Here is a 14,839-nt window from a genome sequence, read left to right on the forward strand (position 1 = left end):
CCACCTCCGTGGCGGCCGGTGACCGCCGTTGCTACCCACCGGCGCGATTGGTCAACCACGAACTCTTGCGGCGGTGGCGAGATTGTGAAAATTTCCTACCAGTAAGGCGGACATCGACGGCGAATCTTGCCGCGCACCGCGCGAAACATCCGGGAGCCCCAACGAAGGGACAGACCGCATGAAAGCCACCCGACTCGGAGTCGCCGGGCTGGTCGCAGCCCTGCTCGGCACGTTCGTCAGCGCCACCCCCGCGAGCGCCGCGCCCAGCGCGGCCGACACCACCAGCACCGCCACCTGCGCCACCGACCCGGCCACCCCGAAACGGCAGTTCCGGGCCATGTGGATCTCGTCCGTGGTCAACATCGACTGGCCCAGCAAGGCGTCCCAGACCAACCCGGACCGGATCGCGGCCCAGCAGGCCGAGTACCGCGAGCTGCTCGACCTGGCCGGGCGCCTGCACCACAACGCCGTCGTGGTGCAGGTCCGGCCCACCGCCGACGCGCTCTGGCCCTCGCCGTACGAGCCCTGGTCGGAATACCTGACCGGGGTACGCGGCCAGGACCCGGGCTGGGACCCACTGGCCTTCCTGGTTGACGAGTCGCACAAGCGGAACCTGGAGTTCCACGCCTGGTTCAACCCGTACCGCGTCTCCATGCCCGCCCCCGGCGGCGCCGGCGCCGACCTCGCCCAACTCGCCCCCGGCCACCCGGCGCAGCAGCACCCCGACTGGACCTTCGCCTACCCACCGGCCGGCGTCGCCGGCAGCCGGCTCTACTACAACCCCGGGATCCCCGAGGTCCGCGAGTTCGTCCAGACCGCCATGATGGACGCCGTCAAGCGGTACGACATCGACGGTGTCCACTTCGACGACTACTTCTACCCCTACCCCAGCGGCACCTATCAGGTGCCGGACGACGCGACCTTCGCGGCCCACAACCGGGGCTTCACCGACCGGGCCGACTGGCGGCGGGACAACATCAACCTGCTGATCCAGGAGATGAACGGCAAGATCAAGTCGGCCAAGCCGTGGGTGAAGTTCGGCGTCAGCCCGTTCGGCATCTGGCGCAACAAGACCGTCGACCCGCTCGGTTCGGACACCACCGGCAGCCAGTCGTACGACATCATCTCCGCCGACACCCGCAAGTGGATCAAGCAGGAGTGGATCGACTACGTGGTGCCGCAGCTCTACTGGTACATCGGCCAGTACCCGGCCGCCGACTACGCGCGGCTCGTGCCGTGGTGGGCCGAGACGGTGCGCGGCACCCGCGTGCAGCTCTACATCGGCCAGGCCGACTACAAGAGCGGCGATCCGGCGTACGGGCCGTACTGGCAGAACCCGCGTGAGCTGTCCGACCACCTGACGCTCAACCGGTCGTACCCGGAGGTGCAGGGCAACGTGCACTTCTCCGCGGTGCAGGTGCGGGCCAACCGCCTCGGCGCCACCGACATCTACGCGGCCGAGCACTACTCCCGCCCGGCGCTGGTGCCGGCCATGCCCCACCTGCCGGCCCGGCCGCTGCTCTTCCCGGTGGTCAGCAAGGCGACCCGGCAGGCGGACGGTGTCCGGCTCACCTGGCGCCAGCCCGCCGACGGCGTCGGCCCGCTCGGCACCGTCACCTCGTACGCGATCTACCGGTTCGACGGCACCACGCTGCCCGGCCGGTGCGCCACGGCCGACGCCGCGCACCTGGTCGACACCGTCCGGGCCACGCCCGGCAACACCCAGTCCTGGGTGGACACCTCGGCCGAGCCCGGTCGGCGCTACACCTACCAGCTGACCGCCCTGGACCGGTCGGCGAACGAGAGCCCCGCCAGCCCGCCGGCATTCGTCCTGCGCTGACCGCCTCTCTGGATGCCCCGGACGCCTCGCGCGTCCGGGGCATTCGTCTGTTTCAACGTATGTCACCAATAGTTGGCGACGCGCATACCGCCTAGTTGATCAGCTGATCGACACTCATCGACATCCGGTAACCCGCCGGTAACTTCCGTTCCACCCGCTCACCCCCCGCGGAGGTAACCCGTGCCCCGACGTCTCGCCACCCTGATCGCCTCGGGCGCGTTAGCGCTGCTCGCCACCCTCGCCATCGCCTCTCCCGCCGCCGCCGTCACTCCCGCCCAACGGCTCTCCGTGCTGTCCAGCTGGACCCAGACCAGCGCGTCCAGCTACAACTCGTGGAACAGCGCCCGGGTCAACCGGGCACCCTGGGCCGAGTACAACTTCAACTGGTCCACCGACTACTGCTCGTCCAGCCCGGACAACCCGCTCGGCTTCACCTTCAACCTGGGCTGCTACCGGCACGACTTCGGCTACCGCAACTACAAGGCGGTCGGCCAGTTCTCCGCCAACAAGTCCCGCCTCGACAGCGCCTTCTACGAGGACCTGAAGCGCGTCTGCACCACGTACAACTCGGTCGTCCGACCGGCCTGCTACAGCCTGGCCTGGACCTACTACCAGGCGGTCAGCATCTTCGGTTCGGTAGCGGCAGTCCAGCAGGCCGACATCGACCGCGCCGCCCGAATGAAGGCCGAAGCCGAAGCAAAGGCCGCAACCCGCTAACCCCACCCCACTAACCCCACCCCCACCCTGTCCCACCCCCCACCGCCCACGTTGATCAAGAGGTTTCGGTCATCGGGAGCGCGTTTCCTGACGCAAACCTCTTGATCAACAAGGGTGGGGGTGACGGTGGGAGGGGTGGGTGGGGTTAGGCGCGGGTTAGGCGCGCTCGGTTCGGGTGGCTGGGTGACGGTCGGGGTCGGCGGGACGGCGGGGGGTCGGTTGGGACAGGCCGGTGCTGAAGCGGGTCGAGTCCGCCGCCAGGTCCGGGTGTTCCACGTCGAGTGCCAGCGCCGCGGCCTCGTCCAACCCCAGCTCCGCACCCTCGCCGTACGCGTCGTCGAAGGCCGCGTCGCCCAGCACCGCGCGCAACTCCCCCTGCTGCTCGGCCCAGTAACCGCCGAAGATGCCGGGGGTGGCACGCATGCTCGCCCGGGTGGCCTGCGCGGCCCCGAACAGGCGGGCTGCGGTCAACCGCTCCCCGCCGATCGCGCAGCGCACCGCTACCGCGTTCAAGGTGTCGCACGCCCGGCCGTGGTAGCCGTGACCCATCCGGGAGCGCAGCGCCACCAGCAGATGCTCGTGTGCGGCGATCACGTCGCCGCGGGCCAACGCGACCATGCCGAGCAGCATGTCCACCGAACGCCGACCCCGCTCCACGGGCCGGGCCGCCTCCACCGGACGGACCGCGCCCAGCAGTTCCGCCGCCTCCTCCAGGGCGCCCCTCCGCCAGAGCAGCTCGGCCAGGCTGAAGACCGCGAACAGCGCCTCGCCTACCACGTCCTGCCCGTGCGCCCAGTCGATGACCTCCCGGCACACCCGCTCGGCCTCGTCGAACTGCCCCATGTCCACGAGCGGCGCGGCCCTGCCGGCGAGCACCCGGGCCAGCAACCCGGCGTCGCCGGCCTGCCGGGCCGCCGCCTCCGCCCGCTGGGAGTAGCGCAGCTCCTCGGCGAACTCGCCGTCGGCGCTGGCATGCAGCGAATGCATGTGGTACGCCGCCGCCATCTCCGCCTCCGGGATCCGCTCCCCTGTCTCCGCGATCCGTCCGTACAGCCGGAACAGCCACAGCCGCCCCTCGCGGGCCAGGCCCCGCTCCAGCCACCACTGGTCCAGCCCACCCGCCAGACCGAGTCCGGCACGGGCGCTGCCTCCGGTGGCGCACCACCGCAGCGCGGCGCGAAGCTCCCCGGCCAGTGGATCGAGGGCATACAACGACAGCGTCACCGGCCGGCCGTCCTGGCCCAGGTGGGCCCGGTCCAACGCGTGCGCCGACCAGGCCACGTGCCGGTCCCGAGCGGCCTGCTCCTCGCCGGCCTCGGCCAACCGCCGCGCCGCGTACGCCCGGATGGGGTCGAGCATCCGGTAGGTGCTGCCGGAGGCGCGCGGCTCGGCCAACACCATCGACTTGTCCACCAGGACCGAGAGCGGGTCCAGCGGATCGTCACCCAGCAGCCACTCCACCGTCGCCAGATCCACCGGGCCGGCGAAGACCGCCAGCCACCGCAGCAGGCGGGCGGCCCGGGGCCCCAACGTCCGGTAGGACCAGGTGACCGTGGCCTGCATGGTCAGATGCCGTTCGGTGGCCGAGCGCTGCACCGCTCGGCTCGCCGGCGTGGGCGGTGACGCCCCGGCCGCCGCGGCGACCAGGTCCACGGTGTCCTGCTGGTTGCCGGACCAGCCCCGCTCCACCGGCGGCGGATCCGGGTCCTCCCGGCCCGCGTCCAGGGTGCCGAGGACATCGTCCAGCCGCTCGGCGAGCTGGCCGACGGAGAGCACTCGCAGCCGGGCGGCGGCCAACTCGATGGCGAGCGGCAGACCGTCCAACCGCTGCACGACCCGACGCAGGTCGGCGGACTCGGCCGGGTCGGGCTGCCGACCACCGCGCGCCGCCGCCGTACGGTCCAGCAGCAGCGCCACCGCGTCGCTCTCCGCGCCGTCCGCGCGGGGGTCGACCGAGAGCGGCGGAATCCGCCACACCACCTCGCCGGGCAGGCTGAACGACTCACGACTGGTGGCCAGCACCCGTACGCCGCCCCCGCCGGACAGCAGCCGCGCGATCACCTCGGCGCAGGCGGCCGGTTGGGTGTCGCAGGTGTCCAGTACGACCAACATCCGGCGGCCGGCCGCGTACTCGACGAGGGTGTCCAGCATCGGCCGACCCGGCTCGGGACGCAGCCCGAGCACGGCGGCGATGGCGAACGCCACCAGCCCCGGGTCGGTCACCGAGGCGATGTCGACGAACCAGACCCCGTCCGGGTACGCCTCGACAACTCCGCTGGCCAACTCCACCGCGAGCCGGGTCTTGCCCGCGCCGCCGGCGCCCAGCACGGTGACCAGGCGGTGTTGACGCACCAGCAGGCCCAACTCGATGCGCTCGGCCTGCCGGCCGACGAACGAGGTCACCTGGGTGGGCAGGTTGTGCGCCACCGCGTCAGCGGTGCGGGGCCGGGGGAACTGCCGCTCCAGACCCGGGGCGACCAGTTGGAACAGTCGCTCCCGGTCATCGAAGCCGCGCAGTCGGTGCAGGCCCAGGTCGAGCAGGGTCGCACCCGGCGGCATCGGCTCGGCCCGACGTGCGGTGGACGCCGTGCAGAGCACCTGCCCGCCGTGCGCGGCGGCCGCCACCCGGGCAGCCCGGTGCACCTCGGGGCTGGCGTACTCGCCGTCGCGTGGCTCGGCATAACCGGTGTGCAGGCCCATCCGCACCCGGGGCGCGGCCTCGGAGGTGGGCCAGTCGTGGCTGGACAGTGCCCGCTGGGCGGTCAGGCACGCCGTCATCGCCGCGGTCGCTTCCTCGAAGGCCAGGAAGAACGAGTCGCCCTCGGTCAGCAGCTCCGCGCCACCAGTGCTGGCCAGCGTGCAGCGCAGCAGCCGTCGATGCTCGGCGAGCACCGGGCGGTAGTCCGGGCCGAGCAGCTGAGCCAGCCGGGTCGAGCCCTCGATATCGGTGAATACGAAGGTCACCCAACCGCTCGGGAACTGGATCCGTGGCGACATGCGAGGAACCTCCGCCCGTGACGTCGGGTTCATGCTGCCTGAGTCCGAGCGATCACACATCGTGAGAACGGCCGGGCAAGTGCCGCCTCAACGTGCCACTCGGACCCGCTCCCGGCAAGGCTGGCCCACCAGGCGGCGGCGAATTGGCCCGATCAGCAGCCGCAGGCGCCGCCGCAGCAGCCACCACCACCACCAGCGGCGGGTGCCGGGGCACCACCACCGCGGCCGGTGACCGCGACCGCGGAAAGAAGCTTGACCGTGTCGGCGTGTCCCTGAGGGCAGCTGGCCGGCTCACCGGCCGCCGCCATCGAACGGTTGACCTCGAAGGTGTCGCCGCAGGCGCGGCAGCGAAACTCGTACCGGGGCATGGCACCCAGGGTACGTGGATCTGGCGGTTCGCGGAGCATGGGTGATACTCGACAGGTGGTGGACGGCGAGGACGACACGCGTGTGCAACCGTTACGACCGGCCGCGCCGCTGGACGGGCCGCTCGAAGGCTCAGGGGCCGCGCCCGACCCGGTGCGCAAGGTGCCCCGCCCCCGCCGCCCCTGGCTGAGCGGGCGGGCCGCTGGTGCGTCGACCACACCACCGGCCACCACGCCACCGGCCACCACGCCGGCGCCGCCAGCGGCCAAGCCCCCCGCAGCCGACTCCGCCGGGTCCGAACCGGACGCGAGCGCCACCGGCACGAAAGTTCCAGCCGAGCCCGTCCCGACCGCCGGCCCAGCGACGGCCCCTCAGACCGAGGCACCCAAGGCCGAGACCGCGAAGGCCGAGACCGCGAAGGCCGAAACCGGTAGAGCCGAAACCGGTAAAGCCGAGGATCTCAAGGCCGACGCTGCGAAACCCGAGGACCAGAAACCCGACACCCTCAAGGCCGACACCACGAAGGCCGACACCACGAAGGCCGACGCCGCGAAAGCCGAGGATGCGAAGGCGGACGGCAGCGCCAGCGGCTTATCCGCGCCGAAGTCAGCCGGCGCGTCGAGCGCCGACACGCCGGCCGACGACGCGAAGACCGGTGCTGCGGATCCGGCCAAGACCACTGTGGATGAGATTCCGGTCGTGCCGGCGTCCGACCCGGCCCGCCGACGGCGGGTGCAGTTCGCGCACGCGGTCCGTCTGCCGCCGCGCCGGGCGGCGGCCGCCGCGGCCCAGGCGACCCGCGCCTGGGCGCGCCGGCCGAGTGGTCGGCTGACCCTGCCGGGCGTCTTCCTGCTGGCGCTGGTGGCCGCGACCGCCGCGGCGGGAGCGCTTCTCGTACCGGCCGCGATCCGCTCACCGCGCCCGGTCGCGGTCGACGCCTCGGCCTCGCCGACCGGGGTCGCACCGCCGGGGATGCCGTCCGGCCTGCCGACCAGCCCGCTGCCCACCGGGCCGCTGCCGACCCTCCCTCTGCCCACCGGCGGATTGCCCGGCAACGGGCTGCCGACCGGGTCGGTGGTCGGTGGCCGACCGTCGGACGCCCTGGCCGGCTGGGCGCAGCAGGTCGGCGCCAAGGTCGACGTCCCGGCGGTCGCCATGCAGGCGTACGGCTACGCCGAGCTGGTGCTCGCCCAGACCAACCGCAGCTGTGCGCTGAGCTGGACCACGCTGGCCGCGATCGGAAAGGTCGAATCGGGACACGGCTCGGCCAACGGCGCGCGGTTGGGGCAGGACGGCAAGGCGGTGCCCAACATCATCGGGCTGCCGCTGGACGGGAAGGAGGGTCGGATGCGGATCATCGACACCGACCGTGGGGCGCTCGACGGGGACGTGACCCTCGACCGCGCCATCGGGCCGATGCAGTTCATCCCGACGACCTGGCAGGAGATCGGCGCGGACGCGGACAACGACGGCCGCAAGGACCCGCACGACCTGGACGACGCCGCCCTGGCAGCGGGCAATTACCTCTGCAAGGGCGGCCGGAACCTGAGCATTGCGGGCGACTGGTGGAACGCGATCCTCTCCTACAACGACGTACGGCGGTACGCCCAGGACGTCTACGACACCGCGAACCGGTACGGACGGGCCAGTCGGTCATGAAGTGATCGTCTCGATACGTTGGAGAACTGGACACTTCCCCCGAGCCTCTGTTAGCGGCAAGCTAGACGGGTGATGGTGCGCGAGTGGGACCCCAGGACCGCGTCGTCCGCCGAGATCGCGTCGCTGTTGGCCACGCTGAACGCGGTCCTGGCGGCCGATCTGCCGCAGGATCCGCCCTGGCGGGAGGCTTCGCTGCGGGAGTACCTCGCCGAGGTGATGCCCGGCGAGCGGCGGATCTCCTGGATCGCCCAGGGTGAGCCGACCGCCCCGGGCGACACGGGCGCGGTGCTCGGCCAGGTGCACGTACTCCTTCTGGGTGACATCGGCGTGCTCGAGGTGCTGGTGCACCCGTCCGCCCGGCGCACCGGCCTGGGCCGTGACCTGGTGCTGCGCGCCGCACGCCGGGTCTACCAGGAGGGCTTCCGGTCGATCGGGGTCGAGGTTGTCGGCGACACGCCGGCGATCGGGTTCTACGAGTCGCTCGGCTTCAACCGGGAGTACGTGGAGACGCGCAGCGTGCTCGACCTGACAACGGTGGACTGGGCCGAGCTGGCCGGGATGGCCACCGGCATCAGCGCGGGCTACCAGCTGGAGTTCTTCCCGGGCGGGCCGCCGGACGACCTGATCGAGGCGTACGCGCGGGCCAAGGCCGAGGTGCGCGACATCGACGACGGTGAGCTGCGCCCCAGCTCCTACGACCCGGAGCGGCTGCGGGACAGCCTCGACACGCTGCACCGGCGGGGCATGAAGCCGTACATCGTGCTCGCCCGGCACGAGCAGAGCGGCGAGGTGGCCGGCTTGACCGAGGTGGTGGTGCCGGCGCAGCACCCGACCCGCGCCGACCAGTACGACACGATCGTCGCGCAGGATCACCGGGGCTACGGCATCGATCGGGCGATCAAGGCCCGGATGCTGCTGGAGTTGCGCTCCGCCGAAGCGGAGCTGATCGAGGTGCAGACCTGGAACGCGCAGGCCAACGAGGCGATGTTGAAGGTCAACGCGGAGCTGGGCTACCGCCCCGACCGGGACTGGTGCGAATACAGCGTCGACGTCGCTGAGCTGGTGCACCGCCTCGATCCGCCGCGCTGAGAAATTCACGAAACTGTCCATTAGGGGATGGACGGTGGACAGTCGCGCACCTTAACGTGCGTTGACCCCCATCCACCCATCGTGGAGGCCCTATGCGCCCGCGCCGCTCAATCGCCGCGCTCGCGACCGCCACCGCCGCCGTGACCGTCACGGCGCTCGGCGTCGCACCCACCGCGGCCAGCGCCGCACCCACCGACCTGTTCATCTCGGAGTACGTCGAGGGTTCGTCGAACAACAAGGCGGTCGAGCTGTTCAACGGCACGGGCGCCGCCGTCGACCTGACGGCCGGTGGCTACCAGTTGCAGCTCTACTTCAACGGCTCCACCACGGCCACCACGATCGCCCTGACCGGCAGCGTGGCGGCCGGCGACGCGTTCGTGTTCGCCAGCGCCTCGGCCGGGGCCGCCATCCTCGCCCAGGCGGACCAGACCACCGGGGCGAGCCTCTTCAACGGTGACGACGCGATCGTGCTGCGCCGGGGCACCACAGTGCTCGACTCGATCGGCCAGGTGGGCGTCGACCCGGGCACCGAGTGGGGCGCCGGCGTCACCAGCACCGCGGACAACACTCTGCGCCGACTCCCGAACGTGGCCGCCGGTGACACCGACCCTTCGGACGCGTTCGACCCCGCCGCGCAGTGGGCCGGCCTCCCCGTCGACACGTTCGACGGGCTGGGCGCGCACACCGTGGACGGCGGCGGCCCGGTCGACGTACCGGCCACGCTGACCTGTGGCGGGCCGCTGGTCGCCGCCGCCGGCACGGCCGCGAGCCGCGAGGTGACCGCCGCCGACCCCGACGACACGATCGTCGACCTGGCGGTGACCGCGATCAGCCCGATCCCGACCTCCGGCTCGATCACCCGTACCGCGTTCACCCCCGCCGACGGGGTGGGCGGCACCGCCCGCGCCACGGTCGGCGTGAGCGCCGACCTCGCCGCCGGGGCGTACACCGTCACCCTCACCGCGACCGACGCGGGCGGTGGCACCGCGAGCTGCGCGCTGGCCGTGCAGGTGACCCGGGAGCTGACCGTCGGCGAGGTGCAGGGTCCGACCACCGACACCGAGTCCGGTCCGAGCGACCGGTCACCGCTCGCACCGGCGAGCGGCAACGGCACGAGCAGCACGCTGTACGACGTACGCGGCGTGATTACCCAGTTGACCCTGGCCCGCACCTCGGCCGGGGCGGAGCAGCACGGCTTCTTCCTGCAGAGCCGCGTTGGTGACACCGACGGCGACCCGACCAGCTCCGACGGCATCTTCGTGTTCATGGGCACGTTCACCTCGCTGATCGGCGGTTACGTGCCGACGGTTGGCGACGAGGTCGTGCTGCGGGCCCGGGTGTCGGAGTACTACAACTTCACCCAGCTCTCCGGCGCGTCGCTGGTCCGCCGGATCGGCGGTGGGCTGGTCGTGGACACCGCGGTCGCGGTGACCGACGCGGTGCCGCCGGCCGTACTGACCGACGCGCAGCGCTTCTGGGAGCGGCACGAGGGTTCCCGGATGCGGGTACGCGCGGGCAGCGGCGCGGTGAGCGGCCGGGACGTCTTTTCCTCCACGGCCGACGCGGAGCTGTGGGTGGTCGACCGCGACGACCCGCTGCTGGACCGCGTCGACCCGTACTCCCGGCGGGTCTTCCGCGATTCGCACCCACTGGACAACGACCCGACCCGCCGCTTCGACGACGGCAACGGCCAGCGGACGCTGCTCGGCAGCATGGGCGTGAAGGCCACCGCCGGGGACAGCGCCGCGCTGCTCCCACCGGCGCACACCTTCGACACGCTGCGGGCGGACGCGGTGGGCGGGGTCTACTACTCGTTCGAGAAGTACGGCGTCCAGGTCGAGCGGGCCGAGTTCGCCGCCGGGGCCGACCCGTCGAAGAACAACCCGCCCAAGCCGGCCGACCGGTCGCAGGAGGTGGCCGTGGCCACCTACAACGTGGAGAACCTGTACGACTACCGCGACGACCCGTTCGACGGCTGCGACTTCGCCGGTAACGACGGCTGCGTGGGCGTCTCCCCGCCGTTCGACTACGTCCCGGGCAGCGAGGCGGAGTACCGCGAGCAACTGGCCGCGCTCGCCGACCAGATCGTCAAGGACCTGCACGCACCGGACCTGATCCTGGTGCAGGAGGCCGAGGACCAGGACATCTGCACGATCTCCGGGGCGGCGCTGAGCTGCGGCGACACCAACAACGCCGATGGCGCTCCGGACAGCATCCAGGAGTTGGCGCTGACGGTCGCGGCGGCCGGTGGGCCCGCGTACGCCGCCGCCTATGACCGGACCGGCGCGGACGCCCGCGGTATCACCGCAGCCTTCCTGTACCGCACGGACCGGGTGTCGCTGGCGGCCGCGACGGCGGCGGACCCGCTGCTGGGGTCGGCACCGACCGTTCAGTACCGGGCTGCGGGGCTGCCGTCCAACGCGGACGTGCAGAACCCGAAGGCCCTCAACGCGGTGTTGCCGGCGGATGTGGACACCTCGACCGGCCGGGACGGGAGCAACGTCTTCACCCGTGCTCCGCAGTTGGGCAAGTTCAGCGTGGCCGCGGCGCCCGGCGCGACCGAGCGGTTCACCCTGTACGCCCTCAGCAACCACTACTCCTCCGGCCCGGACAGCCGGGTCGGGCAGCGGCGGGAGCAGGCGCGTTACGGCGCGGCGATCGTCACCGCGATCGAGGCGGCCGACCAGACCGCCCGGGTGGTCTACGGCGGGGACCTGAACGTGTTCCCCCGCCCGGATGATCCCATCGCTACGGCCGGCCAGCCCACGCCGTCGGACCAGCTCGCCCCGCTCTACGAGGCGGGCCTGCACAACCTGTGGGACAACCTCGTCGCGGACGTGCCGGCCTCGGCCTACTCGTACAGCTTCGAGGGGCAGGCGCAGACACTCGACCACCTGTTCGTCAACGACGCGTTCTACGGCGACCTGGTGCAGGTGCGGGCGGCGCACATCAACGCCGACTGGCCGGCGGAGTTCGCCGGTGACGGGTCACGCGGTTCCAGTGACCACGACCCGCAGGTGGCCAGGTTCCGATCCCGAGCGTCGTTGACGGTGGCCGACACGGCGGTGGCCGAGGGCAACCAGGGCACCCGGCAGCTCACCTTCACCGCCACCGTGTCTCGGCCGCTGTCCCAGTCGGTGCTGCTCTGCGCCGCGACCGTCGGCCTCACGGCGCAGGCGGGCTCGGACTTCGACCCGTACGCCGGCTGCAAGGTGTTGGCCGCCGGGCAGACGTCGGTGGCGTTCCAGGTGTCGGTGCGCGGTGACCGCAAGCGGGAGGCGGACGAGAAGTTGACGCTGCTGGTGGCCGGCGTGCCCGGCCTACGGCTGGCTGATCCACTCGCGACCGGAACGATCACCAACGACGACTGACGGTTTTCGCTCAGCTGCGCGTGATCGCGCTCGATCCAGGATGTAGTGGCCTCCGCCGACCAGGAGGCCACTACATCCGCGTTTCGGCAATGACCTTGCCCCAAGACGTAACACCGTGCCGCCGCCGAGCCAATGAAGGGGTGTAAGGACGGCCAACGAGAGGACGGCCTGTGACTATCCCGAGCCCAGGCGGGGATGGCCTGGCGGCCATCGGCGCGGACCCCGAGGCGTTCGAGCGGTTCTACCGGCGGCACGTCGAGACGATCAACCGGTTCGTCGCCCGTCGTGTTGACGACCCCCACACTGCCGCCGATCTCACGGCCGAGGTGTTCCTCGCGGTGATCGACAGTGCGACCAGTTACCGGCCGGAGCGGGGCAGCGAGTTGGGCTGGCTCTTCGGCGTGGCTCGCAACGTCATAGCGGCCGAACATCGGCGGGCGACCCGACTCCTGCGGGCCAGCGGTCGCATTGCGGGACGACGGCTGCTCGATGCCGACGACATCGCCCGGATCGAGGAACGCATCGACGCCGAGGCGCTGGCCCGCCGCACCTACCAGGCGCTGCGCGGCCTACCGGAGCGCACCCGCGCCCTGTTGGAACTCGTCGCCGTCGACGGCCTGTCCGTGGCGGACGCCGCCGACGCGCTCGGCATCTCCCCGGTCGCCGCCCGGGTCCGTGTGCACCGGGCCCGCCGGGCGGTACGCCTCGCGCTCGCACAGTCCGAATCCGCACTCGTCTGATCGGAGGGATGATCACCATGACCCACACCCCACTGGGCAACTTCGAGGAACGACTCCTCGGCGAGTTGCGGGACCACGTCACGAACCAGACCTCCGACCCGGCGCCGACCGCGCCTCCCGTTCGTGCAGCCCGCCGGGGCCCGCGGTGGCGGACGCCGGGCTGGCGCCTGGCCGGGGTCGGTGGGCTGGTCGCCCTGCTGACCATCGGCGGGTTGGTGGTGCAGACGGTGGACGACGCGCCACCGACGGCGAGCGCGGCCGAGATCCTGACCGAGGCCGCGGATACGGCCCGGCAGCAGCCCGACCTGGTGGCGCGCCCCGGCCAGTTCCTCTTCATCGAACTGCGACTCACCTGGCGGGATCGGCCGGATGCCGGCCCGTACACCGAGGAGCGGCTCCAGCGCTGGGTGCCGGTCGGCGACGACCCCACCTGGCAGCAGCGGCGGAGGCTGGAGAGCCGCCCCGACGAGTGGCGGACCGACAACGTCTCACACCTGGCGCCGCCGCCCGGCTACTTCCAGGGCCTGCCCACCGAGCCGGAGCAGATGGCGCAGTACCTGCGGGATCACCCGATCCCCCTGGATCTGCCCGCCGGCGCGGACCTGGAGGCCATCCGGAACGACCCTACGACGATCTTCGGCGACGGAATGTGGATGCTTGAGGGGTACGTGCCGCCGCAGTCGCTCGGTGCACTGTTCCAGGCCATGGCCCAGGTGCCCGGGGCGACAGTGTTGCCCGGCGAGATTCGGGACGCGGCCGGCCGGCGGGGGGTGGCACTGCGGACGCCGGGAGTGGTCGGGGCCCACATCGACCTGATCTTCGACCGGGAGACCCACGCCTACCTCGGCACCCGCCGTCTTGTCGTGCGGGATGGCAAGGAGTCGCCCTACACGAGCACCGCCGTCACCCAGATGGCGATCGTCGACCGCCCGGGGCAGTTGCCCTGATCCTCAGGGCGCGGCGATGATCGTGCTCGATCCGGGGAATAGTGGCCTCCCCTGAGGAGGAGGCCACTATTTCCTTGTTTCAGCGCGATCGGATCGTCGGGGCCCGCGTGCAGGCGGGCCGGTCAGTAGCGCTGACGGAGCAGGTTGGCGGCCTCGACGGCCCAGTAGGTGAGGATGACCTGCGCGCCGGCCCGCTTGATCGAGGTGAGCGTTTCCAGCATCACCCGCTCGCGGTCGATCCAGCCGTTCGCGGCGGCCGCCTCGACCATCGCGTACTCCCCGGAGACCTGGTAGGCGGCAACCGGGACGTCCACCGCGGCCCGCACCGCCGACACCACGTCGAGGTAGGGCAGCGCCGGCTTGACCATCACCAGATCGGCGCCCTCGGCGACGTCCAACGCGACCTCGCGCAGCGACTCCCGCAGATTGGCCGGGTCCTGCTGGTAGGTGCGCCGGTCGCCCTCCAGCGCCGACTCCACCGCCTCCCGGAACGGGCCGTAGAAGGCGGAGGCGTACTTCACCGCGTACGCCAGCACGGAGACGTCCTGGTAGCCCGCGGCGTCGAGGGCCCGGCGTACCACGCCGACCTGGCCGTCCATCATCCCGGACGGCCCGACCATGCCGACCCCGGCGGCGGCCTGGGCCACCGCCATCTCGGCGTACGCGGCCAGGGTGGAGTCGTTGTCGACCTCACCGTCGGGGGTGAGCAGCCCACAGTGCCCGTGCGAGGTGAACTCGTCGAGGCACAGGTCGCTCATCACCACCGTGGCGTCGCCCACCTCGGCCACCACGTCACGGATGGCGACGTTGAGGATGCCGTTCGGGTCGATGCCGCCGGAGCCGGTCGGGTCCCGCTGCTCCGGCACGCCGAAGAGCATGATCCCGCCGACACCGGCCTGGACCGCCTCGACCGCAGCCTTGCGCAGCGAGTCCCGGGAGTGCTGGAGCACCCCCGGGAGCGCCCCGATGGCGCGGGGCTCGGTCAGCCCCTCCTTGACGAACATCGGCACGACCAGCTCGGCCGGGTCGACCCGGGTCTCGGACACCAGCCGGCGGACCGCCGGGTTGCGGCGCAGCCGGCGGGGCCGGATCTCGGGGTACGACATGGCAGGC

At 71.9% G+C, this 14,839-nt stretch carries 10 protein-coding genes; 7 read left to right on the forward strand and 3 right to left on the reverse strand.

Going from position 1 to position 14,839, the window contains the following annotated elements; all coding sequences use genetic code 11:
• Positions 1-178 precede the first annotated feature (178 nt).
• The gene (locus tag GA0070561_RS19275; protein ID WP_091402686.1) at positions 179-1,840 is read left to right on the forward strand and encodes a glycoside hydrolase family 10-like protein; all 1,662 of its coding nucleotides are present in this window, start codon (positions 179-181) and stop codon (positions 1,838-1,840) included.
• Positions 1,841-2,020: 180 nt separating this feature from the next.
• Complete coding sequence (locus GA0070561_RS19280; protein WP_091402688.1) at positions 2,021-2,557, forward strand: phospholipase; 537 nt, start codon at positions 2,021-2,023, stop codon at positions 2,555-2,557.
• Between the two features lie 156 nt (positions 2,558-2,713).
• Here the strand turns inward: GA0070561_RS19280 and GA0070561_RS19285 are convergent, their stop codons facing one another.
• Together GA0070561_RS19285 and GA0070561_RS19290 are read right to left on the reverse strand one after the other, a co-directional pair.
• Entirely contained in the window at positions 2,714-5,554 is a 2,841-nt protein-coding gene (locus GA0070561_RS19285; protein ID WP_091402690.1) for an ATP-binding protein, read from the reverse strand.
• A gap of 152 nt (positions 5,555-5,706) precedes the next feature.
• A complete protein-coding gene (locus tag GA0070561_RS19290; protein WP_091402693.1) occupies positions 5,707-5,922 on the reverse strand; it encodes an FmdB family zinc ribbon protein in 216 nt (71 codons plus the stop codon).
• Positions 5,923-5,959: 37 nt separating this feature from the next.
• Here GA0070561_RS19290 and GA0070561_RS19295 point away from each other — a divergent pair, with 37 nt between their 5' ends.
• The 5 genes from GA0070561_RS19295 to GA0070561_RS19315 all read left to right on the forward strand — a co-directional run bounded on the left by GA0070561_RS19295 (position 5,960) and on the right by GA0070561_RS19315 (position 13,726).
• The gene (locus GA0070561_RS19295; protein WP_141710403.1) at positions 5,960-7,579 is read left to right on the forward strand and encodes a lytic transglycosylase domain-containing protein; all 1,620 of its coding nucleotides are present in this window, start codon (positions 5,960-5,962) and stop codon (positions 7,577-7,579) included.
• Between the two features lie 72 nt (positions 7,580-7,651).
• Positions 7,652-8,668: a GNAT family N-acetyltransferase gene (locus tag GA0070561_RS19300; RefSeq protein ID WP_091402697.1), complete on the forward strand. Its 1,017-nt coding sequence runs from the start codon at positions 7,652-7,654 to the stop codon at positions 8,666-8,668.
• Between the two features lie 92 nt (positions 8,669-8,760).
• Complete coding sequence (locus GA0070561_RS19305) at positions 8,761-12,039, forward strand: lamin tail domain-containing protein (RefSeq protein ID WP_091402700.1); 3,279 nt, start codon at positions 8,761-8,763, stop codon at positions 12,037-12,039.
• A 170-nt stretch (positions 12,040-12,209) separates the two neighbouring features.
• Positions 12,210-12,779, forward strand: a complete 570-nt coding sequence (locus GA0070561_RS19310) for an RNA polymerase sigma factor (protein WP_208603806.1) — start codon at positions 12,210-12,212, stop codon at positions 12,777-12,779.
• A gap of 17 nt (positions 12,780-12,796) precedes the next feature.
• Positions 12,797-13,726, forward strand: coding sequence for a CU044_5270 family protein (locus tag GA0070561_RS19315; RefSeq protein WP_141710404.1), 930 nt, complete (start codon positions 12,797-12,799; stop codon positions 13,724-13,726).
• Positions 13,727-13,848: 122 nt separating this feature from the next.
• Here GA0070561_RS19315 and hemB read toward each other — a convergent pair whose 3' ends face one another.
• Complete coding sequence (gene hemB, locus GA0070561_RS19320; protein WP_091402706.1) at positions 13,849-14,832, reverse strand: porphobilinogen synthase; 984 nt, start codon at positions 14,830-14,832, stop codon at positions 13,849-13,851.
• Positions 14,833-14,839: the final 7 nt, after the last annotated feature.

The organism is Micromonospora saelicesensis, assembly GCF_900091575.1.
In the GTDB taxonomy this organism is placed as follows: domain Bacteria; phylum Actinomycetota; class Actinomycetes; order Mycobacteriales; family Micromonosporaceae; genus Micromonospora; species Micromonospora saelicesensis.

What these genes read in the sequence shown, in the direction of transcription:
- GA0070561_RS19275 (WP_091402686.1), top strand. Translation starts at nt 179, where the DNA reads ATGAAAGCCACCCGACTCGGAGTCGCCGGGCTGGTCGCAGCCCTGCTC.
- GA0070561_RS19285 (WP_091402690.1), bottom strand. Translation starts at nt 5,554, where the DNA reads ATGTCGCCACGGATCCAGTTCCCGAGCGGTTGGGTGACCTTCGTATTC.
- GA0070561_RS19290 (WP_091402693.1), bottom strand. Translation starts at nt 5,922, where the DNA reads ATGCCCCGGTACGAGTTTCGCTGCCGCGCCTGCGGCGACACCTTCGAG.
- GA0070561_RS19295 (WP_141710403.1), top strand. Translation starts at nt 5,960, where the DNA reads ATGGGTGATACTCGACAGGTGGTGGACGGCGAGGACGACACGCGTGTG.
- GA0070561_RS19300 (WP_091402697.1), top strand. Translation starts at nt 7,652, where the DNA reads ATGGTGCGCGAGTGGGACCCCAGGACCGCGTCGTCCGCCGAGATCGCG.
- GA0070561_RS19305 (WP_091402700.1), top strand. Translation starts at nt 8,761, where the DNA reads ATGCGCCCGCGCCGCTCAATCGCCGCGCTCGCGACCGCCACCGCCGCC.
- GA0070561_RS19315 (WP_141710404.1), top strand. Translation starts at nt 12,797, where the DNA reads ATGACCCACACCCCACTGGGCAACTTCGAGGAACGACTCCTCGGCGAG.
- hemB (WP_091402706.1), bottom strand. Translation starts at nt 14,832, where the DNA reads ATGTCGTACCCCGAGATCCGGCCCCGCCGGCTGCGCCGCAACCCGGCG.